This window comes from Photorhabdus namnaonensis (assembly GCF_001684335.1).
Classification (GTDB): Bacteria; Pseudomonadota; Gammaproteobacteria; order Enterobacterales; family Enterobacteriaceae; genus Photorhabdus; species Photorhabdus namnaonensis.
This window is the reverse complement of sequence record NZ_LOIC01000070.1, coordinates 130226-156215: the sequence shown is the minus strand read 5'-3', so window position 1 is coordinate 156215 and position 25990 is coordinate 130226. Positions and strand designations below refer to the sequence as shown.

The following is a 25990-nucleotide window of genomic DNA, read 5'->3' as shown; positions in this document are numbered from 1 at the left end:
TGTAGGCAACTGCTATTCGTGCCCCTATAATCAACGCCGCTTTTACCTCCGCTAAGGTTGCGGAATGAGTATTAACCGATTAACTTATCGGGAATGAAAAATTAAAATTATCAGTTGCTGAACGAAGAGCCAAGAGGTTATCCATGACGGTTGAACGTACTTTTTCTATTATTAAGCCTAACGCTGTGAAGAAAAATGCCATCGGGGCGATTTATGCTCGTTTTGAAAGCGCCGGGTTTGAAATTATTGCCGCCAAAATGCTTCACCTGACCCGTGAACAGGCTGAGGGCTTCTATGCGGAGCACAAAGGCCGTCCTTTCTTTGATGGTCTGGTGGAATTTATGACTTCTGGCCCAATTATGGTTCAGGTGTTGGAAGGCGAGAATGCAGTACAGCGTCATCGTGACCTGATGGGAGCAACTAATCCTGATAATGCATTAGCAGGTACTCTGCGTGCCGATTACGCGGATAGCTTCACTGAAAACGCGGTTCACGGCTCGGATGCGGTTGAATCTGCAAACCGTGAAATCGCCTATTTCTTCACAGAAGATGAAATTTGCCCACGTTAATTGATTTGCCGTTACCCGTAGCATCATTGCATTAAAGTTTGTACAATGCGGCGCCCCGTTGTTAATTCGACGGGGCGTTTGTTATTTGTCACTATGCTAAACTGATAGTGATATTCGAATTGAACTTCGCGTTGAATTCATCAACGCAGAGCCGAAAGTGTCACAACGAGGCAATATACAAAAATGTCCCAACCAAATACTGCGGCACAATTTGCTGCACCTGTCGTGTCTGAAACTCCAGAAAAGAAAGGCGGTAAAATTAACCTGCTTGATCTGAATCGTAAGCAAATGCGTCAGTTTTTCATTGATATGGGAGAAAAACCCTTCCGAGCTGATCAGGTGATGAAGTGGATGTATCACTACTGTTATGACGATTTTGAGCAGATGACCGATATTAATAAAATTCTGCGAGCAAAATTGCAACAAGTGGCGGAAATTCGTGCACCTGAAGTTGCGGAAGAGCAGCGTTCAGCCGATGGTACAATTAAATGGGCAATTACGGTTGGCGATCAGCAAGTTGAAACGGTTTATATCCCGGAAGATGATCGAGCGACCTTGTGTGTCTCTTCTCAGGTAGGTTGCGCACTGGAATGTAAATTTTGTTCTACCGCTCAGCAAGGGTTTAACCGTAATTTACGGGTTTCTGAAATTATTGGTCAGGTTTGGCGTGCCGCGAAAATTATTGGTTCACTGAAATCCAGTGGTCGCCGTCCTATCACCAATGTGGTGATGATGGGCATGGGAGAGCCTTTGCTTAACCTGAATAATGTGGTGCCTGCGATGGAAATCATGATGGATGATTTTGGTTTTGGTCTGTCAAAACGCCGCGTGACCTTATCCACCTCCGGTGTGGTGCCGGCACTGGATAAACTTGGCGATATGATCGATGTTGCTTTGGCGATTTCCTTGCATGCGCCGACAGATGATGTGCGGGATGACATTGTTCCTATCAACCGTAAATATAATATCGAGCAGTTCCTTGCCGGTGTGCGCCGCTATTTGACTAAATCCAATGCGAATCAGGGGCGTGTGACGGTGGAATATGTCATGCTGGATCATATTAATGACAGCGTGGAACAGGCGCATCAATTAGCTGAATGCTTGAAAGAGACACCGAGTAAGATCAATTTGATCCCGTGGAACCCGTTCCCGGGGGCGCCATATGGTCGTAGTTCCAACAGCCGGATTGATCGTTTTGCCAAGGTGTTGATGGAATATGGTTTCACCACTATTGTCCGCAAGACTCGCGGTGATGATATCGATGCCGCATGTGGTCAGCTTGCCGGTGATGTCATTGATCGTACCAAACGTACATTGAAAAAACGTCAGGCAGGTGAACCTATTCAGATAAGAACAGTCTGAATGGGAATGTGGGTATGTCGCTTCATGCAGTCACTGAAATGCATAAGTGAAATGCATAAGTAAAATAATAGTTACAATTGCGTATCTTTGGTCGGTGGGGATGGAATGATAAGGAAATCGTTATCGGGAATGATGGTGGTTGCTATGTTGTTGGCTGGATGTTCCAATCAACCAACAAACGGCGATCAACAGCGAAAAGTCGCGGCAGAAACCCGGATTCAACTGGGAATGGCCTATCTGGCTAAAGGTAATTTGTCCGCCGCCAGATATCACTTTGATAAGGTTTTACTGGCAAAGCCAGACCATTATCAGGCTCAATTAGGTATGGCGTTGTATGAGCAATATTCTGGTCAGCCGGAAGCTGCCCGCCAACGTTACAAAATGGCGATGCAGTATGCGCCAGGAAATGATACGGTATTGTATCATTACAGCGTTTTTCTCTGTGAGCAGGGGCAGTATGAAGAAGTTAAAACTCTGTTTACTGAGAGCCATGCTAACAGGCGTGTTTGTTATCAGTGATTTGCCGCTAGTAAAATAGCAAATCTATTTCGCCGCGCAGGCTATTGTGTAATTTAAAGATTATAGCAGGAGCCGGCGCGAAGTTTTTCACAACCTGAACAGTACCGCGTCTTCTTGCTAATGAATACTGAAACGACTCCAGAACAAGCTCATTTAACCGCAGGTCAGCTCCTGCGTCAGGCTCGTGAACAGCACGGGTTAACCCAGCAGACTGTAGCTGATCGCTTGTGTTTAAAACTTTCTACTATCCGTGATATTGAAGAGGACAATATTCCAGCCACGATGGTACCGACTTTCCTGCGTGGTTATGTTCGCTCTTATGCTAAGTTGGTGCAAATTCCAGAAACGGAAATTCTGGCAATTTTGGATAAGCATACTCCGGCAAAAACAGCGAAAGTTTCACCGATGCAGAGTTTTTCATTGGGTAAAAAACGTAAAAAACGCGAAAGTTGGTTGATGTGGATTACGTGGTTGATTATTTTAGTTGTAATTAGTTTGACGGGAGCATGGTGGTGGCAAAACCACACGGCTCAACAGAAAGAATTGATTTCGATGGTTGATCATTCGGCGGCTCAGATTGCTCAGAAAAAAGCTAAGGTGACTGAAAGTCACAAGTCGGCGCCACAGTTGCCGGCCAGCGAACAGGCAACAAGTGAGCCGTCAGTATCTGCGGCTGAAAATGCAGCGGCAGCGGATACTCATAGTCCGAATACTCATAGTCATAATAGTGAGGAAGTGACTCAATCTGTGCCATCAACTCAAAACCAAGTGGTGAAAACACCTGAAACTCAACTAGCAGGTAACGGGCCGCAAACTCAGACTGCGCCGTTGCCAGCTAATCAAGGGGCCATGCAAGTACCTAATGTGCCTGAAAATAATTCAACGGCAGTGGTTGACAGTAATAAATTGGTGATGAATTTTAAAGCATCCTGTTGGTTGCAAGTTGTGGATGCAAATGGAAAAACGTTGTTTAGTGGAACTAAACATAAGGGTGACCACCTGAGTCTTTCTGGCTCGTTACCTTATAATTTAACTATCGGCGCTCCGGCTGTAGTGGATGTACAGTTCCGGGGGCAAGTCGTCGATTTAAGCCGCTTTGCTAAAGCAGGCCGTATCGCGCGTTTTAAAGTACCAACAGCACAATAAAATGCCTGTTGCAGTAGGGCATAGTTGTAGTTTTATCAGTAAACACATGGAAGTATGGGAGATACACCTATATGCATAATGAATCGCCGATAAAAAGACGCAAATCTACGCGTATTTATGTAGGCAATGTGCCAGTCGGAGATGGTGCGCCCATTTCGGTGCAGTCAATGACAAACACACGTACTACAGATGTGGAAGCGACTGTTAAACAAATTAAATCGCTCGAGCGTGTTGGCGTTGATATTGTTCGCGTATCAATACCAACAATGGACGCCGCAGAAGCATTTAAGTTGATTAAGCAGCAAGCGAGTGTTCCTTTGGTCGCAGATATCCATTTTGATTACCGTATTGCGCTTAAAGTTGCAGAGTATGGGGTCGATTGTCTGCGTATTAACCCTGGCAATATCGGTAATGAAGCGCGTATCCGTGAGGTTGTGGCTTCTGCTCGTGATAAAAATATCCCAATCCGCATTGGTGTAAATGGCGGATCATTGGAAAAGGACATTCAGGAAAAATATGGTGAGCCAACTCCAGAAGCGCTGGTGGAGTCGGCTATGCGCCATGTGGATATTCTTGACAGACTTAATTTTGAACAGTTTAAAATCAGCGTAAAAGCGTCGGATGTTTTTCTGGCGGTTGGTGCCTATCGGTTGTTGGCTCAGAAGATTGATCAGCCGTTGCACCTTGGTATTACCGAGGCGGGTGGCGCACGTGCAGGCTCTGTAAAATCAGCCATTGGCTTAGGTATCCTCCTGTCAGAAGGTATCGGTGATACTTTACGTATTTCTCTGGCTGCTGATCCTGTCGAAGAAGTTAAAGTGGGTTTCGACATTCTGAAAGCATTACGTATTCGTTCCCGTGGTATAAACTTTATCGCTTGTCCAACCTGTTCCCGTCAGGAATTTGATGTTATTGGCACAGTTAATGCCTTGGAACAGCGCTTAGAGGATTTACTCACACCGATGGATGTTTCCATTATTGGCTGTGTGGTTAACGGGCCAGGTGAGGCGGAGGTTTCTACTTTAGGCGTCACCGGCGCCAGAACGAAAAGTGGTTTTTATGAAGATGGCGTTCGGCAGAAAGAGCGCCTCGATAATACTGATATGATTGATCAGCTTGAGGCTAAAATCCGTGCTAAAGCATCAATACTGGATGAAAATAAGCGCATTGGCATAAGTCAACTGGACAAATAATGTATCGATACTGGCTCATCGTTATGATGAGCCAGCATTGTTTTGTTTGTTAATTGAAGCTCGTCGGTATTCGCTTCTATAATCGACATCATTTTTGAATCATTAACTAGAGATAAAACGTGGCAAAAAATATCCAAGCTATTCGAGGCATGAATGACTACTTGCCGACAGATACGGTTATCTGGCAGCGTATCGAAACTATTTTGAAACGGGTACTGGCGGGTTATGGTTATAGTGAGATCCGCACACCGATTGTAGAGCAGACCCCGTTATTTAGACGGGCTATTGGGGAAGTCACTGATGTGGTTGAAAAGGAGATGTATACCTTTGATGATCGCAATGGTGAAAGTGTGACCCTGCGCCCTGAAAATACCGCAGGTTGTGTGCGTGCCGGTATTGAACATGGTCTGCTGTACAATCAGGAACAGCGCATGTGGTATTTGGGGCCCATGTTCCGTTATGAACGACCGCAAAAAGGTCGTTACCGCCAATTCTACCAGTTAGGGGCGGAAGTTTTTGGTCTTCAAGGGCCTGATATTGATGCCGAACTTATTTTATTGACTGCCCGCTGGTGGCGTGAGCTCGGTATTTTTGAGCATGTGACGCTTGAACTGAATTCCATTGGTTCGTTGGCGGCACGCGCCAATTACCGCGAAGCGTTGGTGGCATTTCTTGAGCGGCACAAAGATAAGCTGGATGAAGATTGCAAACGCCGTATGTACAGCAATCCATTACGTGTTCTGGATTCAAAAAATCCAGAGGTGCAGCAACTTCTTAATGATGCGCCGGAACTGTTTGATTATCTTGATGCCGAATCAAAGGAACATTTTGACAGCCTGTGTGCACTTCTTGACGGAGCGGGTATTAAGTACCGAGTTAATCCGCGTTTGGTTCGTGGTCTGGATTACTATAACCGCACGGTATTTGAATGGGTGACAACGGCACTCGGGGCTCAAGGGACGGTTTGTGCCGGTGGTCGGTACGATGGGCTGGTTGAGCAACTGGGAGGCCGGCCAACGCCTGCTGTGGGTTTTGCTATGGGGCTGGAGCGTCTGGTTTTGCTGGTGCAAGAAATTAATCCAGCATTTGCTGCGGAGCGGTCAGTTGCGGATGTTTATTTCGCTTCTTTTGGTGAAGGTAGTCAGCAGGCCGCATTGATTTTGGCTGAACAGGTACGTGATAGGTTGCCGCACTTGCGCCTAATAACAAACCACGGTGGTGGTAACTTTAAGAAGCAACTGGGGCGTGCGGATAAACAAGGCGCTAAAATTGCGCTGATCCTCGGTGAGGATGAGGTTCGTTCTGGTCAGGTAGCCATTAAAGATTTACGTACGGGTGAACAACAAACGTCGCTGCAAAGTGAAATTGCAGCTCGTTTGGCTGAACTGTTAGGTTAAGGAGAGACTCTGTGGAAGTCTATACCAATGAAAACGAACAAGTAGACGCAATCCGTCGCTTTTTTGCCAATAATGGTAAGGCCCTGGTTTTTGGGCTGGTATTGGGTGCCGGGGCGCTGATTGGCTGGCGTTATTGGCAATCTCATCAGACAAATCAGTTGCAGGAAAGCGCAGAAGCTTTTGAACGGGTAGATCGAGGATTAATTGCCAGTACAAAAGAGGGTCATGCTGCTGCTGAAAAATTTGCCAGTGAAACGAATAACAGTTATGGCGTGATGACGCACATGCATTTGGCACAACTTGCTGTTGAAAAGAGTGAGTTAACTAAAGCGGATCAGTTTTTATCTGCGGCTGCTGGTCAGGCAAAAAATGAGGATTTGCAGGCTCTGGTGAATATTCGCTTAGCCAGGGTTCAATTGGCAGAAGATAAAACGGATGCTGCATTGAAAACATTGGAACAGGTCAAAGGTTCCGGTTGGGTTGCCGTCGCAGAGGATATCCGCGGTGATGCACTGTTGAAAAAAGGTGATATTGCCGGTGCCCGCGCAGCGTACACCAAAGGTTTGAGTTCAGATTCGCCACAGGCGATCAAATCGATGTTAAATCTTAAATTGAATAACTTATCCAGCTAAGGGGAATTCTTTCAATGCAACTGCGTAAAACACTCTTGGTTGGTTTGGTAGCTTCTGTTCTGCTAGCTGGTTGTTCAAGTGAGCAAGACACGGTAACGATGTCACCGTTGCCAAAGGTCGAAAATCAATTTAACCCAAACGAGGTTTGGGATAAATCTGTAGGTGATGGTGTAGGCCGTTATTATTCTCATTTGACGCCAACCTGGCAGGGTTCCGCTGTTTATGTTGCTGATCGTCATGGCATCGTTAAGGCGTTGGACATTGATAGTGGTAAAGAGATATGGTCGGTGAATCTGGCTGAAAAAGCAGGTCTCCTCTCTTCCCGTATACCTGCATTGCTCTCTGGTGGTCTGACTGTTGCTGGGGATCATTTATATGTAGGCACTGAACGTGCCAAAGTTATTGCATTGGATACCAAAGACGGCCAAGTTGCCTGGCAATCTGACGTCGCCGGTGAAGCGTTGTCGCGTCCTGTGGTGAGTGATAGTTTGGTATTGATTCATACTAGCAATGGGATGTTGCAGGCATTAAACGAGTCAGATGGTAAAGTGCAATGGTCTGTTAATTTGGATTCGCCATCATTATCATTGCGTGGTGAATCAGCGCCTGCCGTGGCTTACGGTGCTGCCATCGTCGGTGGGGATAATGGTCGTGTCAACGCCGTCTTGATTTCTCAGGGGCAGTTGATTTGGCAACAACGTATTTCTCAGGTAACTAGCTCTACAGAAATCGGTCGTCTTAATGATGTTGATACGACACCGGTTATTTCTGAGGGCGTGATATATGCAATAGCTTATAATGGTAATCTGGTGGCGCTTGATATGCGTTCAGGCCAGATCCTCTGGAAGCGCGATTTGGGTTCAGTGAACGAGATGGTTGTTTCTGGTGATAATATCTATATTGTTGACCAAAACGATCGGGTTATGGGGTTGCGTCAAAGTGATGGCGTCACTTTGTGGACTCAGACAAAATTGCAGCACCGTAATTTAACCGCGCCTGAAATGTATAATGGCTATCTGGTTGTCGGTGACAGTGAAGGTTATCTGCACTGGCTGAATATGGATGACGGTAAGTTTGTCGCTCAACATAAAGTTGATAGTTCCGGTTTAATGAGTCGTCCGGTTGTAGCCAGTGATAAATTAATGGTACAGGCGAAAGACGGTACGGTTTATCTGTTTACTCGTTGAGTATTGCTTACTGCCTGTTTACCGGAAATAGAGTAAAGCGTTAGTTATAGTCCTACGGCTCCTGACGAGAACAGGAGCCGTTTCGTCTTTTTAGTGTTCTGTTGTAGATGAACAGTGGAGTACTAATTTCAAATTAAGTCATGAGGCATCAACAAATGATACCTGTCGTCGCTCTGGTAGGGCGCCCAAATGTGGGTAAGTCCACATTATTTAACCGTTTAACCCGTACAAGAGATGCGCTGGTAGCGGATTTTCCAGGTCTGACTCGCGACCGTAAATATGGTCGAGCTGAGGTTGAAGGGCAGGAGTTTATCATCATTGATACTGGTGGTATCGATGGCGCTGAAGAGGGTGTGGAAACCCATATGGCAGCTCAATCTTTGATGGCGATTGAAGAGGCCGATATTGTTCTGTTTATGGTAGATGCTCGCGCCGGACTTATGCCAGCAGACCACGCAATAGCAAAACATCTACGTAGCCGCGAAAGAGCCACTTTTTTGGTCGCGAATAAGACCGACGGTGTTGATATTGATACCGCTATTGCTGAATTTTATTCCCTCGGATTGGGGGATATCTATTCTATCGCTGCTTCTCATGGGCGTGGCGTCACCCAACTTATTGAACGAGTATTGTTACCTTTCTCAGGTAAAGGTGAAGAAGAAGAGGTTGAGCTGACTGAGGAAGAAGCCAACGCAGCTTATTGGGCAGAGCAGGAACAGAATGAAATTGAGATGGTAGAAGAGGAGGAGGATTTTGATCCGTCAACTCTGCCATTGAAATTAGCCATTGTCGGTAAGCCAAATGTGGGTAAGTCTACGTTGACTAACCGTATCTTGGGTGAAGAAAGGGTTGTGGTTTACGACATGCCCGGCACGACCCGTGACAGTATTTATATTCCAATGGAGCGCAATGGCCGTGAATATATCCTTATTGATACCGCAGGAGTACGTAAGCGCGGTAAGATCACTGAAACGGTTGAAAAATTTTCAGTCATAAAAACCCTTCAAGCGATTGAAGACGCTAACGTTGTATTACTGGTGATTGATGCACGTGAAGGTATTTCCGATCAAGATTTGTCACTATTGGGTTTCATTCTTAATAGCGGGCGTTCATTGGTCATTGCGGTCAATAAGTGGGATGGCATGTCGCAAGAAGATAAAGAGCGTGTGAAAGAGATGCTGGATTATCGTCTCGGTTTTGTTGACTTTGCCAGAGTACATTTTATCTCTGCTCTACATGGTAGTGGGGTAGGGAATCTGTTTGACTCGATTCTTGAAGCTTATGATTGCGCCACTCGCCGTGTCAATACTTCACTGCTAACCCGTATCATGCATATGGCCGAAGAAGATCATCAACCGCCAATGATCCGTGGTCGCAGGGTGAAAATGAAATATGCTCATGCCGGTGGTTATAATCCACCAATTGTTGTGATCCACGGTAATCAGGTAACCGATTTGCCTGATTCTTATAAGCGTTATCTGATGAACTATTTCCGTCGATCCCTAAAGGTGATGGGGACGCCCATTCGGATTCAGTTTAAAGAAGGGGCAAATCCCTATGCTGACAAGCGTAATACGTTGACACCAAATCAAATGCGTAAACGTAAACGTCTGATGGCGCATCTGAAAAAGCGTTAATACTAATTAGGAAAAGGGGGTGGTGATTAACCACCCTTTTTGTCGGCATCCCATATCTGGGCAATGATTTCTGGTGCATCTGACTCAGGAAGGGTGAAGTGGTGTTCTTCATTTCCATTGACGATACTAAGCAGATAATAATCTTGGTCAGGATATGGCTCTGATGGCATAGAATCGGAAAAGTCTTGTTCTATGGCTTGAAGAAATAACTGTTGTTGGTGTGAAGACAATGATTCTAAATTCACTGTTTTATCTTGGTTAAGGCCAGGTGTAGCGGCAAATCCTCCTTGTAGGGAAATTGTGATTTTACTATCAGTTGTGAGTTTGAGAGTTTTATTATTCATGATATACCAAATTTTTACGGTTATTTTTCAGGTCTCTTTAGTATAGCGTGAAATTCTTCGTTAACAATTTTGGTATCTTCTATTAGATATATTTTTTACAAGTCAGGTATTACAAATAATAAAATATCGCTGGCGTTAAACCAGCGATATATTTATGGATTACTCTTCAGTTTTATCTTTATCGCCGCCTTTATCGTCTTTATCGCCGCCTTTATCGCCTTTGTCGCCGCCTTTATCGCCCTTGTCGCCGCCTTTATCGCCTTTGTCGCCGCCTTTATCGTCCTTGTCGCCGCCTTTATCGCCTTTGTCGCCGCCTTTATCGCCTTTGTCACCGCCTTTATCGTCTTTATCCTCCTTCACTTTAACGCCCACTTCTGTCCAGCTATCAATCGCTGCTTTTTCAACATCCTCATCAAATAACTCACGAGCATGTTTAATTGTTAATTTAGCGAAAGCTACGAAGTTAGCATCACGTGCAAGATCTTTATCCAACAATGTGTTGTACCATATTTTTCCTGCTTTCTCCCAGGCATATCCACCTAATTTTGTCGCCAGATTATAGAAGGCTTTATTAGGAATACCTGAATTAATATGAACTCCACCATTGTCTCTATAAATCGGCAGATCTTTATAATTATCCATATGACCAGGCTGTGGATCTTTACCGAGAGCTTCATCATCATATGCGCTGCCGGGGTTTTTCATTGAACGAATCCCTACACCTTTAATATCTTTGCCCAGTAATCCACTACCTATAATCCAATCTGCTTCGTCAGCTTTTTGTTTTAGATAATGTTGTTTTACTAATGAGCCAAAAACATCTGCTATTGATTCATTCAACGCGCCAGACTGGAAGAAATAGACCAGATCCGCGGTTTTCTCAATAACGCCATGAGATAATTCATGGCCTATCACATCAATAGATGTCGTGAAATCATTGAAGGTTTTGCCATCTCCGTCGCCAAATACCATTTGTCCGTTGCCCCAGAATGCATTCATATATTCTTCGCCATAATGCACAGTGGCAATCAATTTCATTCCTTTATCATCTAATGAGTTGCGATTGAAAACTTCTTTATAGAAATTGTAAGTTGCTTCTAAATATCTATATGCGTTATCAACTGATTTATCTCCGTTATCTGGATCTCCTTCATCTCGTACTAATTTTCCTGGCAACTTGCGTTTATTTTCTGCATCGTGAATAGAACGATGTATAGTTGTATTGGTAACTTTATCGTCATCGCCGGAATCATCGGAAGATTCTCTAATAACATTGTCCAACATTAAACTCTGAGTGTGATTTAATGTCATTAATACTTTCTTCTTTTCATTGTCATTATTATAAATATTTTGAAGAATGTACGGCGGTATTACGCCTCTGTAGTTATTGTTTTGTATTTGCATAAAATATCTCCTGGAATAAATTTTTAGTTATTAATTAGAGGTACTCTTTAGGTACGGATTCATATTAAACATGTTTCCAGCAGATAGTCATCAGGTCCAACCTGCTTCTTTTATGTTAAGGGGTTGTTAACAATTTGTTAATGTTTTTTGTGTGAGGGATTATTGCATTGGCTGTAATAAAAATATAAATAGTTAGGAATAGTTTTTTATAATATTCCTAACATTGATAAAAGAATCATATCCAGTCTTTTACTGGTAGAAAGTCAGTATATAAAGCGGCTTCCGCAGATCCTGGTTCAGGGTGATAATCGTATTCCCAGCGTACTAATGGTGGCATGGACATTAAGATAGATTCTGTTCTTCCTCCACTTTGTAATCCGAACAAGGTTCCTCTGTCCCAAACGAGGTTAAATTCTACATAGCGACTACGGCGATATAGTTGAAATTGTCGTTCACGTTCACCCCATAATATGTTTTTCCTTTTTTCTACAATAGGTAAATAGGCAGAAAGAAAACCTTTACCTACATCTTGAGTTAAATTAAAACAATGTTCAAAGTCAGGCGTATTTAAGTCGTCATAAAATAAGCCACCAATTCCACGGGCTTCGTCACGATGTTTAATATAAAAATAATTGTCACACCATTTTTTATATTTTGGATAAACATCTTCTCCGTAGGGTTGACATATATTTTTGGCGATGGTGTGCCAGTGAATAGCATCTTCCTTGAAACCATAATAAGGCGTCAAATCAAAACCTCCACCGAACCACCATACCGGCGCTTCACCTTCTTTTTCTGCAATAAAGAACCGAACATTAGCATGACTGGTTGGTATATAGGGATTCAAAGGATGAATGACCAGAGAGACGCCCATTGCTTGATAATGCCGACCGGCCAGTTCAGGACGGAGAGCTGTTGCTGATGAGGGGAGTATGTCTCCTGATACATGAGAAAAATTAGCGCCTGCTTGTTCGAATATCGCGCCTTCTTTCATAATTCTACTACGGCCTCCACTTCCTTCTTCTCGTTGCCAGCATTGCTCCGTAAATTTCGCTTTGCCATCTGCCTGTTCCAGTTGTCGGCAAATTTCATCCTGTAATGAAAGGAAAAAAGACTTAATCTGATTAATGTTTGGTGTATTCATGATTCTTTCCCTATTATGATATGGTAAGCGTTATATTATAGATGTTAGTGGAAGAGAACGCATTTTCGTATTGATTCCGGTGTTAAAGCGGAGATAATGAAAAAATAGTTTTTTGATAAAAACAGGTTGGTTAGGGATGGAAGTTCGAGTATTTCGACAAGATGATTTTGAGGAAGTGATCACCTTATGGGAACGCTGCGATTTACTTAATTCTGGTGTTGATCCTGAAGTGGATATTGAGCGCAAATTAACTCATGATCCTGACCTGTTTTTAGTCGCGGAAGTGGCTGGTGAAGTGGTTGGGACGATTATGGGTGGTTATGATGGTCATCGTGGCTCTGCTTATTATTTGGGAGTTCATCCTGAATTCCGCGGTAGGGGAATTGCGAATGCATTAATTGCCCGATTAGAAAAGAAATTGATCGCCCGTGGTTGTCCAAAAATAGTTCTTATTGTTCCTGAAGATAATGATGCCACTATCTATATGTGTGAAAAACTGGAATATGAAGATCGTTATCAAGAGAGCGTTATTTTCAGTAAGCGTTTGATTGGCGATCAGGAATATTGAGTTTAGAATATGGCTGAGTGAAAGAATCCCACTCAGCCACAAGCCATTAGTTCAATTTAGTGACTTTTTTCACATCAATAGTCATGCCATTCCAATCTTTATCGACTTCACCTTCAAGACGGACTCTATCTTGGGGCGTTATCGTTTGGCCATTCCAGTATTTATGATCAACTTCGACTTCAATAATTCCTGCATTATCGCGGAATATGAAGTGATCACTGTGGATACGGGATTCAATATGTCCTTCCAGTACGACCCAACTGTCATCTCTCATATTTTTAACTTGTTGGGTGGTGGAAACTCTTGCATTGTGATCGACAAAACCACCTTGTGGTGCTGCTTGGACGGGAGGCTGTGTTGAATCGGGACCGGAAAAACCACCAAATTGCGTCTGTGAGGTTTGAGCTATTGACGGCATACTAAACAAAGTAATCAAGGCGGTGGTTATAAATATTTTTTTCATCATATTGACCTTACTAATAGTGATGATTTTTAGGGGGAGGTAATAATACCGCTAAGTTGTATTTTATCAATAAAATATTAATCTAAAGTGATTAATTTAAATATTCTCTGAAACTAACAATCAGATGTGATGTCTCAGTGCCTATCGCTGTATTGAGCTATAAGGGAACCAGTTATGCAGAAGTATATTTTAACTAACATGTTGTCAGGATTGCGTTTTATCACCATAAGTGGTGCATTGTTACTGGCCGGTTGTACGGGGTCATCGGGTTTTTCATGGTCGAATTTGTCTCCTTTTAGCTGGTTTGGTAGCCCCTTAAAAATCTCAGATCAGGGTGTAGGAGAAATAAATAGTCTGACAGCAATGAATAAAGAAGCAATAGAGAAGGGGTTGGATAGAAAGTACCACTTACGCAGCGGCATGGAAACAAAAAATGGTCAATTGGTGACACTCTTTCAAGCAATGGACGGTGATCAATTGAAGATAGCGCTATTTGGTCAGGCCGATGGAAAAATCAGTCATATTGAAGTGTTGGATGAAAATATTGAAACCGTCTGGGGAACAAAGGTTGGTATGCCATTTTCGGCACTTTATAGCAGGGCATTTAATGCTTGCCAAAACACGGTAGGTGAATCAGAGAAGAGCGCTATTGTCTGTGCATCCCCACAGAGCAGACATGTTAGTTATCTGTTTACAGGCCATTGGAGTGGTCCTGAAGGTTTGATTCCTTCTGATGATGTGCTGAAAAATTGGAAAGTGGAACGTATCATTTGGAAGCGATAAGCGTTCCTAATTAAAGCACCAACTGAGTCGGTTTAGGTTCCTCTTGCGGTGCCGTAACAGGCCCGCATTTTCCATTTAAAAGCCTTACTATTTCGCCAGCTTATTGCGTTTCATGCTTTCTAATTGCAATTTAGTATATTAAACGGTGATAGTTATCTACCCTGTTATAAATAAACTGGATACATTAGTTACTGGCGCGTTATTTGATGAAATAACGGATAAGGTGAGAAATGAAAAAGTATTCAGTAAAAAATACAATACTAAACGGACTGGTAGTAGTAACTTTATTAGGCAGCAGTCATGTCTTTGCTGTAGAGCTGTTAAACAGCTCTTATGATGTTGCGCGTGAGTTATTTTCTGTACTGAATTCTGAATTTGAAAAACAGTGGAATGAACAGTATCCACAAGACAAATTGATAATCAAACAATCCCACGCCGGTTCCTCCAAACAAGCACTGGCGATTCTTCAGGGATTACGGGCTGACGTGGTGACTTACAATCAGGTAACGGATGTGCAAATTTTGCATGATCGCGGCAAGCTGATCCCGGCTGATTGGCAGAACCGTCTGCCAAATAGCAGTTCACCTTACTATTCCACGATGGCGTTTCTTGTACGTAAAGGCAACCCCAAAAATATTCGTAATTGGGATGACTTGGTGCGTCAAGATATCAAATTAGTCTTCCCAAACCCTAAAACCTCCGGTAATGGCCGTTATGCTTATTTGGCCGCTTGGGGGGCTATTCAACAGGAAAGTGGTGGAGATCAGGGTAAAACTCGCGAGTGGATGAAGCGTTTTCTGAAAAATGTCGCTGTGTTTGATACTGGCGGTCGTGGGGCGACAACTTCATTTATTGAACGTGGTTTGGGTGATGTATTGATTAGTTTCGAATCCGAAGTAAACAATATTCGCAAACAGTATGGTGATGATAAATATGAAGTGATCGTTCCACCAGTAGGTATTCTGGCAGAATTTCCTGTAGCTTGGGTTGATAAACATATTGCGAGAAACGGTACAGAGAAAGCGGCTAAAGCTTATCTAAATTATCTTTATAGCCCACAGGCACAGCAGATTATTACCAACTTTAATTATCGTGTCAGTGATAAAAACGTGATGGCTCAGCAGAAATCCCGTTTTCCAGAAACTAAGCTGTTTCGATTGGAAGATCAATTTGGTGGTTGGCCGCAAGTGATGAAAACTCACTTCAATACTGGCGGTATACTGGATCAATTGCTGGCCGAGGGGCATAAGTAATGTTTTCGAGATCCAGTAAGCGAGTATTGCCTGGTTTCGGGTTAAGCTTAGGCAGTAGTTTGTTCTATACCTGCTTGATCTTATTGTTACCTCTGAGCGCATTAGTTGTGCAGCTTTCTAGTATGACCTGGGAACAGTATTGGCTAGTGATTGCTAATCCCCAAGTCGTGGCGGCTTACAAAGTGACATTGTTGGCAGCAGCGGCTGCCAGCTTGTTTAATGCGGTGTTTGGTATGCTGATGGCATGGGTTTTAACTCGCTATCGTTTCCCAGGCCGTAGCTTATTAGATGGTTTGATGGATCTCCCTTTTGCGTTACCTACTGCGGTAGCGGGATTGACATTGGCGACGCTATTCTCTGTTAGTGGCTGGTATGGCTCTTTGCTTGGGCACTTTGATGTGAAAGTAGTCAATACTTGGTTGGGTATTGTAGTGGCGATGGCGTTTACAAGCCTGCCATTTGTAGTGCGAACTATTCAGCCGGTACTTGAAGAGTTAGGGCCGGAATATGAAGAAGCAGCTCAAACATTAGGCGCTAATCGTTGGAAAACTTTCTGGCGGGTTGTATTGCCGGAATTGTCTCCCGCTTTAATTGCGGGCACCGCACTCTCTTTTACTCGCAGCTTGGGGGAATTTGGCGCCGTGATCTTTATTGCCGGTAACATTGCATGGCAAACAGAAGTAGTATCGCTGATGATTTTTATCCGCTTACAGGAGTTTGATTACCCAGCAGCCAGTGCTATCGCATCGGTTATATTGGCAATATCCCTGATATTACTATTTAGCATTAATACTCTGCAAAGCCGCTTTGGTAAGCGGATTGGGGGGCATTAATGGTTGAATTATCTGAATCTTATGTAGCGCAACGACCACCTGTAAATTGGGGTAAATGGACGTTGATCATAACAGGCGTATTGTTTTCAATCTTACTGTTAGTGATCCCCATTGTCTGGATATTTATGACCGCCTTTTCTAAAGGAGTTGAGGTAGTCGCTGAGAATCTTTTAGATCCTGATATGTTGCATGCCATCTGGTTAACGATACTGATCGCATTAATTACTGTTCCGGTGAATCTAATTTTTGGCGTCATGCTCGCTTGGCTGGTGACGCGTTTTCAATTTCCGGGGCGGCAATGTTTATTGACGTTGATCGACATTCCGTTTGCTGTTTCGCCGGTCGTAGCGGGTTTGCTCTACTTATTGTTTTATGGTTCGAATGGTTGGGCAGGGAGTTTGCTGGAACCCTATGATATCCAATTGATGTTTTCCTGGCCGGGGATGGTCTTGGTGACGATATTTGTGACTTGTCCGTTTGTTGTGCGAGAACTGGTGCCGATGATGCTTAGTCAGGGGAGCCAGGAGGATGAAGCTGCAATTTTATTGGGGGCGTCTGGCTGGAAAATGTTTTGGCGGGTGACGTTACCTAATATTCGTTGGGCGTTGTTATACGGTGTGGTTTTGACCAATGCCCGGGCGATTGGTGAATTTGGCGCTGTTTCAGTGGTATCCGGCGCTATTCGTGGTGAAACTTACACATTGCCGTTGCAGGTTGAATTACTGCATCAAGATTACAACACCGTAGGGGCATTTACCGCGGCGGCGTTGTTGGCATTGATGGCAATTATCACTTTGATAGTTAAAAGTGCTTTGCAGTGGCGGTTAAGTCGCCAACATGGTTAGGGTAGGAGCAGAATATGAGTATTGAAATTAACAATATCAGTAAATATTTTGGTCGGACTCAGGTTCTGAGCGATGTCACTCTGAATATTTTTTCTGGAGAAATGATTGCTCTGCTTGGTCCGTCAGGCTCCGGTAAAACAACCTTGTTGAGGATTATTGCTGGTCTGGAACAACAAACCGAGGGGAAACTGAGTTTCCACGGGCAAGATGTTAGCCGTATGCATGCTAAAGATCGGCAAGTTGGATTTGTATTTCAGCATTATGCACTGTTTCGGCATATGACTGTGTTTGATAACGTTGCTTTTGGATTGACAGTACTGCCACGACGTAAGCGTCCGAATATGGCGGCTATCCGCCATAAGGTTATGGAGTTGCTGGAGATGGTGCAATTAACGCATCTTGCTGAACGCTATCCATCGCAACTTTCCGGCGGGCAGAAACAACGAGTAGCGTTGGCAAGAGCATTGGCTGTTGAACCACAAATTCTATTACTCGATGAGCCATTTGGCGCACTGGATGCTCAGGTAAGAATGGAATTACGCCGTTGGCTACGCCAGCTCCATGAAGAACTTAAATTTACCAGTGTCTTTGTCACTCACGATCAGGAAGAAGCGATGGAAGTGGCTGATCGGGTTGTTGTCATGAGACAAGGGAATATTGAACAGGTTGGTACACCACAAGAGGTATGGCGTTATCCGGCAAGCCGTTTTGTGATGGAGTTCCTGGGGGAAGTTAACCATTTTAATGGTGAAATTAAAGGTTCCCAGCTATTGATTGGCGGACAACACTTGCCTCTCAATGTGACGCCAATCCATCAGGGGAATGTCGATGTATTCTTGCGTCCGTGGGATATCATGATGAACTCGCAATCGACACTTTCCAGCCCGTTGCCGGTACAGGTGATTGAGGTCAGTCCTAGAGGGCATTTCTGGCAGCTTTCGGTTCAGCCTCTAGGCTGGCATCATGAGTCGATTGCTGTTATTTGGTTTGATGAAACTTCAGTACCCACAAGAGGAAGCCGTTATTTTATTGGTGGCACTGAAGCACGTTTATATGCGGGCGATAAGCAATTGCAAACACTGAGTTTAGCTCAAACTGCCTGATAATTACTTAAGATTTGGTTGGTACCATTTTGCTCATCTCCTTACCGCCAGGGATGGGCATTTTTTATTTAAGTCTTGCGATATATTCCTGAATATGGTTATTTCGCTTTTCTATTAAATAAAATTTGGGTAATAGCTGTGGCAAGCTTGGAACATTTTATAGGTAATACCCCGCTGGTAAAATTACAACGAATCACCGATAAGCTAGGGGGAGAAATATGGGTGAAACTTGAGGGTAATAATCCGGCAGGCTCAATAAAAGACAGAACAGCGCTATCAATGATTCAGCAGGCTGAATTGCGCGGTGAAATTTCTCCCGGTGACGTGTTGATTGAAGCCACTAGCGGAAATACGGGTATTGCGTTGGCAATGATTGCCGCAGTAAAAGGTTATCATCTCAAATTATTGATGCCTGATAATATGAGCCTTGAGCGTCAGGCTTCTATGCGAGCTTATGGTGCAGAATTGATTTTGGTGAGTAGAGCAATGGGCATGGAAGGCGCACGTGATTTAGCCCAGCAAATGGAGCGTAATGGCGAAGGTAAAGTTCTTGATCAATTCAATAACCCGGATAATCCTTTAGCGCATTTTACGACGACAGGGCCGGAAATTTGGCGACAGACGAAAGGGCGTATTACACATTTTGTTTCCAGTATGGGAACGACGGGAACCATTACCGGTGTTAGCCGCTATTTAAAAAGTCAGTCTAATAGTGTACAGATTATTGGCTTACAGCCGGCGGCGGATAGCCATATTCCAGGTATTCGTCGTTGGTCGCCGGCTTATTTGCCTGGTATTTTCCGCAAGGAGTTAGTTGATCAAGTGTTGGATATCACTCAGCAGGAAGCTGAAGATACCATGCGTTTATTAGCTCGGAAAGAAGGCATTTTCTGTGGGGTCAGTTCCGGCGGTGCTGTTGCTGGAGCATTAAGTGTTGCAGCACAAAATCCAGGTTCTGTTATTGTTGCCATTATCTGTGACCGTGGCGACAGATATCTTTCTACCGGAATATTTAATTAATCTGGTTATACATTCAGCGTGAGTAGAGTAAAAGAGGCGGCAAGCTCTGCTCACACTAGCTAATTTTCACTGGAAAATGGGGTAAATCGAAGATAAAGGATAAAAAAAACAGCCGTGATTGTCGGCCGTTTTTTAAGATGAAAGTGGTATTGTGACAGTTTAGTGTCGCTACTTTTTAATCCGCATAATGGGGGTTTCACCAACAGTGACAGAACCGCTCAACTTGGATAACTCTTTAATCTCATCCATGTTGGAAATAACAACAGGCGTCAGGGTCGATTTTGCTCTTTCTTCAAGGAGTTTAAGATCGAACTCTAAAACTAAATCACCTTTTTGTACACGCTGACCTTCTTCAGCAATACGCTTAAAGCCTTCGCCTTTAAGTTCAACCGTATCAATACCAAAATGGACAAATAGCTCAATACCGCTGTCCGATTCGATAGAAAATGCATGGTTGGTTTCAAATATTTTACCGATTGTTCCATCAACTGGCGCGACTATTTTATTGCCGGCGGGTTTTATAGCGATACCGTCGCCCACAATTTTCTCGGCGAAAACAACATCTGGAACATCTTCAATATTGACAATCTCACCAGATAAAGGTGCGATAATTTCAATAGTGCCGCTGTTTTTTTTATCATCTGAAACTAGAGATTTCAGTTTATCAAACAGACCCATGAATCTTCTCCTAATTGTTTATACTGGACCGCGTTTTAACCGATATTGTTAGCAAAGTGTTTTTTCTTTGATGAAGGTATCAACCAATTCTATCAACCCCTGAGCGGTAGACTGAGACAGGGCTTGTTCAGCTAGCGCTTTTGCATCTTCGTAACGCGTATTACGAATGATTTTCTTGATGCGGGGAATAGAAATCGCACTCATACTAAACTCATCCAGCCCCATGCCTAATAGCAACAATGTAGCACGTTCATCACCTGCAAGCTCGCCACACATCCCCGTCCATTTACCTTCAGCGTGTGAAGCATCAATGGTTTGCTTAATCAGGCTCAATACTGCTGGTAGCATCGGGTTATAAAGATGAGAAATCAACTCGTTACCGCGGTCTACAGCAAGAGTATACTGAGTTAGATCGTTTGTCCCAATACTGAAAAAGTCAACTTCTTTTGCCAAGTGATGAGCAATAACTGCGGAAGCTGGCGTTTCTACCATCACCCCCACTTCGATCGCTTCATCGAATTTTTTACCTTCTTCACGAAGCTGACCTTTCAGCAATTCAAGTTCTGCTTTCAGTTCCTGTACTTCTTCTACAGAAATAATCATTGGAAACATAATACGTAGTTTACCGAAAACAGATGCACGTAAGATAGCACGTAACTGAGAATGTAAGATCTCTTTTCGATCAAGGCAAATACGAATTGCACGCCAACCTAGGAATGGATTCTCTTCTTTCGGTAGATTCATATAGGGCAGATTTTTATCACCACCGATATCCATAGTACGTATAATAACCGCCTGACTGCCCATTGCTCCGGCAACAGCTTTATAAGCTTGGAATTGTTCTTCTTCTGTTGGCAGCGAATCACGATCCATAAACAGAAATTCTGTACGGTATAAACCGACGCCTTCAGCGCCATTGCGTTCAGCGCCAATCACATCACGGACGGTACCGATATTGGCACAGACTTCAACCTGATGACCATCGAGAGTCATTGCCGGGAGATCTTTCAACTTTGCAAGTTCAGTTTTTTCCGCCAGATATTCGTTTTTGGTCTTTTTTAACTGTTCAATTTCCGCATCAGATGGATTGATATAAATGTGATTATTTACCGCGTCCAGAATTAGATAATCGCCATTCTGGATTGTCGTCGTCGCCTGGGTGGTACCGACGATCGCCGGCAGTTCAAGAGAGCGGGCCATGATTGACGTATGAGAAGTTCGGCCGCCTAAATTGGTAATAAAGCCGAGTACTTTTTCCAGATTGAGTTGTGCGGTTTCCGATGGAGTCAGGTCGTTGGCAACCAAAATGACTTCCTCTGAAATTGAGCCAAGATCAACAATGGGCATACCCAGAATATTTTTCAATAAGCGTTTACCGATATCACGCACGTCTGTGGCACGTTCTTTCAGGTATTCATCATCTAATTCTTCAAGGGCTTGGGCCTGAGTTTCAATAACGGAATAGACTGCGGCATCCGCAGTTCTGAAATCGTTTTTGATTAACGAAATAATTTCTTGCTCAAGTTCTTCATCTTCCAATAGCATGATATGTCCTTCGAAGATTTCAGCTTTTTCTTCTCCGAGGTTTTTTGCGGCTATATTCTTGATGATTTCTAGCTGGGATGAAGCTTTTTCACGGCCTTGCTTGAAATGGAAAATTTCTTGTTCGACTTGCTCTTGGCTGATTTTTTTCTGATTGACAATGATTGGGTCTTCTTTCAGTAATAGTGCTTTACCGAAAGCGATGCCTGGTGATACTAATATGCCTGAAATCATGATGTTACCTAACTACTAATAATTATTCTTTAAAGAGCCAGCCCGCAGATGGTTTGCTGTTTTAGAACATGCATTTAAACTGACATCCCCAGATAAAAGTTTATCCGGGGATCAGGAACGGCTAAGTGAATACCTGTTTATACCCGTCATCTTTCAAGTTGCCTCTTTGTTGGCGGCACTCGCTCACCCCGGTCACATAGTTTGCTATGCTCCCGGGGATTCACTCCCTTGCCGTCGCGATGCATCTTGAAATCCATAGGGTATATTCACAATCTCTGAATCTTGACTGGCTTAGTGGTCAACGGAAAATTAAGTGGTCACCGGAAAATTATTCCAGTTCCGCCATCAACTTAACCAGATGCTCGATTGCTTTTTGCTCATCTTCGCCTTCAGCAGAAATGGTCACTACAGTGCCTTGAGTGAGTCCCAAAGTTTGTAGCTTAAACAGGCTTTTGGCACTGGCAGTTTTACCACCGGAAGTCAGTGTAATGTCGGAGGAGAAACTTTTGGCTTCTTTAACAAACTGTGCAGCGGGACGGGTGTGTAGGCCATTTGGCGCAGTAATAGTGACTTCTTGCTGGAACATAACGTTTCCTCAATAACTTAGATTTTTGCTATGTAAGTTAAGAACTTGTCATGGACAAATTTTAACTTGAGTGTTTATTCAATGCCTATCCTATTTAAGACGATTTTATTTACCTAAAGAGCGAACTGAGTAATGTTCTGGCAAAAGCGCTAAATGGCCCCTGAACGTTCTTTAGTACGACCCATAAGTTCCGGGCCATGTTGTGCTGTCTGTATTTACTTTTACTGGTAAGAATAAACAGCACTAACGACGTCTACTGAGATAGACTCTCAGGTTGATAATATAATAAAAACTTTTTATTCATTATCAAAAAAGTTGTTCTTTCCGATGCTTCTGATTGATAGTTTGAAGTAAAGATAGATCGTGGAACTACTTAACTGAAACTACTACTCCTGTTAATTAATTTCGAGCATCGAAATAATTATTATTGGTTAAATACTAGACCCATTGTAAGAAATCATCTGGCAAAGTGAAAAAGTTTGATCTACCACACAGAAAAAGCACCATTTAGGTGCTTTTTTATCAATAAATCTAAGTAACTTACTTAAAAACTTTTATTCATCAGATAAGTCAGTAAACAGTGGGCTGCTTAAATAACGTTCACCTGATGAAGCCAGAATGACGACAATATTTTTGTCTTTATATTCCGGTTCCTGAGAAAGTTTTACCGCTGCCGCAACGGCGGCACCAGAGGAAATACCTACCAAAATACCCTCTTTCACCATGATTTCACGTGCGGTTTTAATCGCTTCCTCGCTACTGATTTTGAAAACGCGATCAACCAGTTTCAAATCAAGGTTATCTGGAATAAAACCCGCGCCAATACCTTGAATCTTATGAGGGCCCGGTTTTACTTCTTCACCGGCCAGAGTTTGGCTGATGACGGGTGATTCTTCGGGTTCTACGGCAACCGCGGTGACATTTTTACCTTTGGTGTTTTTCAGGTAACGGGTAACGCCTGTTAGTGTACCGCCGGTCCCTACACCGGAAACAAATGCATCCACTTCACCGTCTGTATCTTCCCAGATTTCCGGGCCTGTAGTTTTTTCATGGATTTCCGGGTTAGCCGGATTACTGAACTGTTGCAGGATAATGTAGCGATCGGGATCGCTAGCTTTAATCTCGTTAGCTTTCTCAATGGCGCCTTTCATACCTTTAGCGCCTTCCGTCAGTATCAACTGAGCACCCAATGCTTTCAAGAGCTTGCGGCGTTCAATACTCATGGTTTCTGGCATTGTCAGCGTTAATTTATAGTCCCGAGCGGCGGCGACATACGCAAGCGCTATTCCAGTGTTACCACTGGTGGGTTCTATTAATTCTTGTCCCGGTTTTAGGATACCGCGTTTTTCAGCATCCCAAATCATGTTGGAACCAATGCGACATTTTACACTAAAACTTGGGTTACGGGATTCCACTTTTGCCAGAATACGCCCATTGCCAAAGTGTTTTAGGCGAATTAACGGGGTACGACCAATAGTCAAAGAATTATCTTCGTAAATTTTACTCATACTCGTCTTTCAACTCCCTTTAGTGATATCCGGTCAACAATACGCCAACAACCGGTTAATGGAAATATAACTTAAATATATTTTTATTGTCTAAAAGAATAACTTAAATGAATATCATGGCATAATACGAAAGGCATGTTGATCTCGGTAGCGATCGACCCACATTGCCGTCGCCGCGCATACGGCAATAGGCATAATCACCAAATTGACAATGGGTATCATGGTTAAAATACTCACTGTTGCGCCAAATTGCAGATTAATTATTTTGTTTTGGCGAAGAGCGCTACGCATTGTTGGAAAACTGACTTTGTGGTTATCAAAGGGATAATCACAATACTGAATCGATAGCATCCAGGCACTGAAAATAAACCAGAGCATGGGTGCGACAGTCTGCCCGATAACAGGAATAAAATAGAGTAACAATAAGACCAGAGCGCGTGGAATATAGTAGCACAGTTTAGCTAATTCCCGTTTCAGGATACGTGGAACATCTTTGAAGAGTGCGATAACGCCGGTATCTGGTGTGGGGTTCCCTGTTAAATCCGCCTCCAGTTTTTCTGCCAGCAGACCATTGAATGGCGCCGCGATAAAATTCGCTATTGTGCTGAAGAAGTAAGTAAAAATCAGCAAAACAGAGAGCACGGCTATTGGCCATAAAATATAACTGAGCCATTGCATCCAATCCGGTACTTTGCTCACTATCCAAGGGACCCAGTTCCCCAGTTTCTGATAGAGCCACCAAAATGAACCGCCGAGAAACAAAATATTTGCCAACAAAGGCAATAGGACAAATCTTTTAATGCCTGGGCGAGTAATTAATTTGCAACCTTGCATCAAATACTGAAAGCCGCTCAAATTTCTTGGCAATTTTGTCAAATTCAGCATACTTCCTATTCTCTCCTGTGTGATTGAAACGCTATCATATAGGTAGGATTTTCGACTGACTAGTATTGTTCTGTATAAAAAGAACGCAAAAGGGGCTTATTAGGCATCTTTCTGATAAGAAAAGTGTGTATAAGCTTGCACTTGTGTTATTTGACAAATACAGTTAATACAGAAAATATTCCGCCGTGGTGGCATACTTAATTAAACAACAGAGATAGCAATGATGCAGGATTTGCGTCTGATATTAATCATTGTTGGTGCGATAGCAATAATAGCTTTGCTGTTACATGGGTTGTGGACCAGCCGTAAAGAGCGTTCTTCGCTTTTTCGTGATCGCCCAGTCAAACGTCATAAACATGATCGTCAGAACAGTTTCGTCGATGACAGTGACGATGAAGCGTTCGGCAATCAGCAAAAGCCTTATGCCCATAAACAGGTGAAATCTCATCAGGAGTATAAAGCTGAGCCAGCTATCGAGCGCCGTCAGCAAAAGTTGACTGAAATTGATGCTGCAACGCTTGAAGAAAGCGATGATCCGTTGCTGACGGGTCATCAGCCTGAGACGATAGCGAGAAAAGCCGTCATAGAAGAGCAGGAACCCCAACTCGGTCTGTTTGAATTCGAAGAGCAGAACGAGCCTGAAAAAAACAGATCTGCGATTGAAGAAAAGTCTCAGGAGGCGGTTGGCGAACAAGAAACTCAGACCAAAGTGAAAGAAATTGTTTTGGTTCTTCACGTAGCAGCACACCACGGCCAGGAATTGAATGGTGAATCCTTGCTGCAAAGTATTCTGCAATCTGGCTTCCAGTTTGGGGAAATGCAGATTTTTCACCGTCACGTGAACCCATCAGGTAGTGGCCCGGTACTGTTTAGTTTGGCGAATATGGTGAAACCGGGTTCATTTAATCCTGAAACAATGGCTGATTTTACGACTCCGGGGATTTCCATGTTTATGGTAGTCCCTTCTTACGGAGAATCTAATCAGAATTTTAAACTGATGTTACAGGCAGCTCAGCGTATTGCCTCTGATGTTGGGGGCGTGGTGCTTGATGATGAGCGAAAAATGCTGACACCGCAAAAAATCGAATTGTATAAAGCGCGTATTCGCAGCACACTTGGTGTTCAGGTATAATCAATTTATCGAATGTTCAAGCC

General features: G+C 43.4%; 25 protein-coding genes and 1 pseudogene. 17 read left to right on the top strand and 9 right to left on the bottom strand.

Annotated features, from left to right (window positions below; all coding sequences use genetic code 11):
- Positions 1-143 precede the first annotated feature (143 nt).
- The 9 genes from ndk (at position 144) to der (ending at position 9642) form a co-directional block, all read left to right on the top strand.
- Positions 144-569, top strand: coding sequence for a nucleoside-diphosphate kinase (gene ndk, locus Phpb_RS12430; RefSeq protein WP_046397558.1), 426 nt, complete (start codon positions 144-146; stop codon positions 567-569).
- A gap of 183 nt (positions 570-752) precedes the next feature.
- Positions 753-1931 carry a dual-specificity RNA methyltransferase RlmN gene (gene rlmN, locus Phpb_RS12425; RefSeq protein ID WP_036781629.1) on the top strand — a complete coding sequence of 393 codons (1179 nt, stop codon included), beginning with the start codon at positions 753-755 and terminating at the stop codon, positions 1929-1931.
- A 105-nt stretch (positions 1932-2036) separates the two neighbouring features.
- Positions 2037-2450, top strand: a complete 414-nt coding sequence (locus Phpb_RS12420; RefSeq protein WP_065390595.1) for a tetratricopeptide repeat protein — start codon at positions 2037-2039, stop codon at positions 2448-2450.
- A 120-nt stretch (positions 2451-2570) separates the two neighbouring features.
- Positions 2571-3596 carry a cytoskeleton protein RodZ gene (gene rodZ / locus Phpb_RS12415; protein WP_065390594.1) on the top strand — a complete coding sequence of 342 codons (1026 nt, stop codon included), beginning with the start codon at positions 2571-2573 and terminating at the stop codon, positions 3594-3596.
- A gap of 71 nt (positions 3597-3667) precedes the next feature.
- Complete coding sequence (gene ispG, locus Phpb_RS12410; RefSeq protein ID WP_065390593.1) at positions 3668-4789, top strand: flavodoxin-dependent (E)-4-hydroxy-3-methylbut-2-enyl-diphosphate synthase; 1122 nt, start codon at positions 3668-3670, stop codon at positions 4787-4789.
- Positions 4790-4908: 119 nt separating this feature from the next.
- Positions 4909-6186 carry a histidine--tRNA ligase gene (gene hisS, locus Phpb_RS12405; RefSeq protein ID WP_065390592.1) on the top strand — a complete coding sequence of 426 codons (1278 nt, stop codon included), beginning with the start codon at positions 4909-4911 and terminating at the stop codon, positions 6184-6186.
- 11 nt (positions 6187-6197) lie between these two features.
- Entirely contained in the window at positions 6198-6818 is a 621-nt protein-coding gene (locus Phpb_RS12400; RefSeq protein WP_065390591.1) for a YfgM family protein, read from the top strand.
- A 14-nt stretch (positions 6819-6832) separates the two neighbouring features.
- Positions 6833-8005 carry an outer membrane protein assembly factor BamB gene (gene bamB, locus Phpb_RS12395; RefSeq protein ID WP_065390590.1) on the top strand — a complete coding sequence of 391 codons (1173 nt, stop codon included), beginning with the start codon at positions 6833-6835 and terminating at the stop codon, positions 8003-8005.
- A gap of 155 nt (positions 8006-8160) precedes the next feature.
- Positions 8161-9642, top strand: coding sequence for a ribosome biogenesis GTPase Der (gene der / locus Phpb_RS12390; RefSeq protein ID WP_065390589.1), 1482 nt, complete (start codon positions 8161-8163; stop codon positions 9640-9642).
- A gap of 26 nt (positions 9643-9668) precedes the next feature.
- Here the strand turns inward: der and Phpb_RS12385 are convergent, their stop codons facing one another.
- The 3 genes and pseudogenes from Phpb_RS12385 to hemF form a co-directional block, all read right to left on the bottom strand.
- Positions 9669-9986 carry a protealysin inhibitor emfourin gene (locus tag Phpb_RS12385; RefSeq protein WP_065390588.1) on the bottom strand — a complete coding sequence of 106 codons (318 nt, stop codon included), beginning with the start codon at positions 9984-9986 and terminating at the stop codon, positions 9669-9671.
- Positions 9987-10280: 294 nt separating this feature from the next.
- Positions 10281-11390: pseudogene (gene prtS, locus Phpb_RS12380) on the bottom strand (metalloprotease PrtS); the annotation flags it as partial.
- A gap of 235 nt (positions 11391-11625) precedes the next feature.
- Positions 11626-12534, bottom strand: coding sequence for an oxygen-dependent coproporphyrinogen oxidase (gene hemF, locus Phpb_RS12375; protein ID WP_065390587.1), 909 nt, complete (start codon positions 12532-12534; stop codon positions 11626-11628).
- 136 nt (positions 12535-12670) lie between these two features.
- Here hemF and Phpb_RS12370 point away from each other — a divergent pair, with 136 nt between their 5' ends.
- A complete protein-coding gene (locus Phpb_RS12370; RefSeq protein WP_065390586.1) occupies positions 12671-13102 on the top strand; it encodes a GNAT family acetyltransferase in 432 nt (143 codons plus the stop codon).
- Between the two features lie 46 nt (positions 13103-13148).
- Here the strand turns inward: Phpb_RS12370 and Phpb_RS12365 are convergent, their stop codons facing one another.
- Positions 13149-13565 carry a YgiW/YdeI family stress tolerance OB fold protein gene (locus Phpb_RS12365; protein ID WP_065390585.1) on the bottom strand — a complete coding sequence of 139 codons (417 nt, stop codon included), beginning with the start codon at positions 13563-13565 and terminating at the stop codon, positions 13149-13151.
- Between the two features lie 174 nt (positions 13566-13739).
- Here Phpb_RS12365 and Phpb_RS12360 point away from each other — a divergent pair, with 174 nt between their 5' ends.
- The 6 genes from Phpb_RS12360 to cysM all read left to right on the top strand — a co-directional run bounded on the left by Phpb_RS12360 (position 13740) and on the right by cysM (position 19402).
- Positions 13740-14348, top strand: a complete 609-nt coding sequence (locus Phpb_RS12360) for an RpoE-regulated lipoprotein (protein WP_065390584.1) — start codon at positions 13740-13742, stop codon at positions 14346-14348.
- A gap of 230 nt (positions 14349-14578) precedes the next feature.
- Positions 14579-15601: a sulfate ABC transporter substrate-binding protein gene (locus Phpb_RS12355; RefSeq protein WP_065390583.1), complete on the top strand. Its 1023-nt coding sequence runs from the start codon at positions 14579-14581 to the stop codon at positions 15599-15601.
- Positions 15601-16434, top strand: coding sequence for a sulfate/thiosulfate ABC transporter permease CysT (gene cysT, locus Phpb_RS12350; RefSeq protein WP_065390582.1), 834 nt, complete (start codon positions 15601-15603; stop codon positions 16432-16434). The genes Phpb_RS12355 and cysT overlap by 1 nt, the downstream gene beginning before the upstream one ends.
- On the top strand, positions 16434-17279 hold the full coding sequence (gene cysW, locus Phpb_RS12345; RefSeq protein WP_065390581.1) for a sulfate/thiosulfate ABC transporter permease CysW: 846 nt from the start codon (positions 16434-16436) through the stop codon (positions 17277-17279). Before cysT ends, cysW begins: the two co-directional genes overlap by 1 nt.
- Before the next feature lie 14 nt (positions 17280-17293).
- Positions 17294-18382, top strand: coding sequence for a sulfate/thiosulfate ABC transporter ATP-binding protein CysA (gene cysA / locus Phpb_RS12340; RefSeq protein ID WP_065390580.1), 1089 nt, complete (start codon positions 17294-17296; stop codon positions 18380-18382).
- Positions 18383-18520: 138 nt separating this feature from the next.
- Entirely contained in the window at positions 18521-19402 is an 882-nt protein-coding gene (gene cysM, locus Phpb_RS12335) for a cysteine synthase CysM (protein ID WP_065390602.1), read from the top strand.
- 168 nt (positions 19403-19570) lie between these two features.
- On the opposite strand, the gene crr is transcribed toward cysM, so the two are convergent.
- The 5 genes from crr to cysZ all read right to left on the bottom strand — a co-directional run bounded on the left by crr (position 19571) and on the right by cysZ (position 24805).
- Complete coding sequence (crr, locus tag Phpb_RS12330; protein WP_015833547.1) at positions 19571-20080, bottom strand: PTS glucose transporter subunit IIA; 510 nt, start codon at positions 20078-20080, stop codon at positions 19571-19573.
- Positions 20081-20128: 48 nt separating this feature from the next.
- Positions 20129-21856, bottom strand: coding sequence for a phosphoenolpyruvate-protein phosphotransferase PtsI (gene ptsI, locus Phpb_RS12325; protein ID WP_065390579.1), 1728 nt, complete (start codon positions 21854-21856; stop codon positions 20129-20131).
- A gap of 328 nt (positions 21857-22184) precedes the next feature.
- A complete protein-coding gene (gene ptsH, locus Phpb_RS12320) occupies positions 22185-22442 on the bottom strand; it encodes a phosphocarrier protein Hpr (protein WP_021323875.1) in 258 nt (85 codons plus the stop codon).
- A 554-nt stretch (positions 22443-22996) separates the two neighbouring features.
- Complete coding sequence (gene cysK, locus Phpb_RS12315) at positions 22997-23950, bottom strand: cysteine synthase A (protein WP_046397729.1); 954 nt, start codon at positions 23948-23950, stop codon at positions 22997-22999.
- Positions 23951-24064: 114 nt separating this feature from the next.
- Positions 24065-24805: a sulfate transporter CysZ gene (gene cysZ / locus Phpb_RS12310; protein ID WP_205634774.1), complete on the bottom strand. Its 741-nt coding sequence runs from the start codon at positions 24803-24805 to the stop codon at positions 24065-24067.
- A gap of 250 nt (positions 24806-25055) precedes the next feature.
- Here cysZ and zipA point away from each other — a divergent pair, with 250 nt between their 5' ends.
- Positions 25056-25967 (top strand): cell division protein ZipA, encoded by a 912-nt coding sequence (gene zipA / locus Phpb_RS12305; protein ID WP_065390577.1) that lies wholly within the window; start codon positions 25056-25058, stop codon positions 25965-25967.
- Positions 25968-25990: the final 23 nt, after the last annotated feature.

What these genes read in the sequence shown, in the direction of transcription:
- ndk (WP_046397558.1), top strand. Translation starts at nt 144, where the DNA reads ATGACGGTTGAACGTACTTTTTCTATTATTAAGCCTAACGCTGTGAAG.
- rlmN (WP_036781629.1), top strand. Translation starts at nt 753, where the DNA reads ATGTCCCAACCAAATACTGCGGCACAATTTGCTGCACCTGTCGTGTCT.
- Phpb_RS12420 (WP_065390595.1), top strand. Translation starts at nt 2,037, where the DNA reads ATGATAAGGAAATCGTTATCGGGAATGATGGTGGTTGCTATGTTGTTG.
- rodZ (WP_065390594.1), top strand. Translation starts at nt 2,571, where the DNA reads ATGAATACTGAAACGACTCCAGAACAAGCTCATTTAACCGCAGGTCAG.
- ispG (WP_065390593.1), top strand. Translation starts at nt 3,668, where the DNA reads ATGCATAATGAATCGCCGATAAAAAGACGCAAATCTACGCGTATTTAT.
- bamB (WP_065390590.1), top strand. Translation starts at nt 6,833, where the DNA reads ATGCAACTGCGTAAAACACTCTTGGTTGGTTTGGTAGCTTCTGTTCTG.
- der (WP_065390589.1), top strand. Translation starts at nt 8,161, where the DNA reads ATGATACCTGTCGTCGCTCTGGTAGGGCGCCCAAATGTGGGTAAGTCC.
- Phpb_RS12385 (WP_065390588.1), bottom strand. Translation starts at nt 9,986, where the DNA reads ATGAATAATAAAACTCTCAAACTCACAACTGATAGTAAAATCACAATT.
- hemF (WP_065390587.1), bottom strand. Translation starts at nt 12,534, where the DNA reads ATGAATACACCAAACATTAATCAGATTAAGTCTTTTTTCCTTTCATTA.
- Phpb_RS12370 (WP_065390586.1), top strand. Translation starts at nt 12,671, where the DNA reads ATGGAAGTTCGAGTATTTCGACAAGATGATTTTGAGGAAGTGATCACC.
- Phpb_RS12365 (WP_065390585.1), bottom strand. Translation starts at nt 13,565, where the DNA reads ATGAAAAAAATATTTATAACCACCGCCTTGATTACTTTGTTTAGTATG.
- Phpb_RS12360 (WP_065390584.1), top strand. Translation starts at nt 13,740, where the DNA reads ATGCAGAAGTATATTTTAACTAACATGTTGTCAGGATTGCGTTTTATC.
- Phpb_RS12355 (WP_065390583.1), top strand. Translation starts at nt 14,579, where the DNA reads ATGAAAAAGTATTCAGTAAAAAATACAATACTAAACGGACTGGTAGTA.
- cysT (WP_065390582.1), top strand. Translation starts at nt 15,601, where the DNA reads ATGTTTTCGAGATCCAGTAAGCGAGTATTGCCTGGTTTCGGGTTAAGC.
- cysW (WP_065390581.1), top strand. Translation starts at nt 16,434, where the DNA reads ATGGTTGAATTATCTGAATCTTATGTAGCGCAACGACCACCTGTAAAT.
- cysA (WP_065390580.1), top strand. Translation starts at nt 17,294, where the DNA reads ATGAGTATTGAAATTAACAATATCAGTAAATATTTTGGTCGGACTCAG.
- crr (WP_015833547.1), bottom strand. Translation starts at nt 20,080, where the DNA reads ATGGGTCTGTTTGATAAACTGAAATCTCTAGTTTCAGATGATAAAAAA.
- ptsI (WP_065390579.1), bottom strand. Translation starts at nt 21,856, where the DNA reads ATGATTTCAGGCATATTAGTATCACCAGGCATCGCTTTCGGTAAAGCA.
- ptsH (WP_021323875.1), bottom strand. Translation starts at nt 22,442, where the DNA reads ATGTTCCAGCAAGAAGTCACTATTACTGCGCCAAATGGCCTACACACC.
- cysK (WP_046397729.1), bottom strand. Translation starts at nt 23,950, where the DNA reads ATGAGTAAAATTTACGAAGATAATTCTTTGACTATTGGTCGTACCCCG.
- zipA (WP_065390577.1), top strand. Translation starts at nt 25,056, where the DNA reads ATGATGCAGGATTTGCGTCTGATATTAATCATTGTTGGTGCGATAGCA.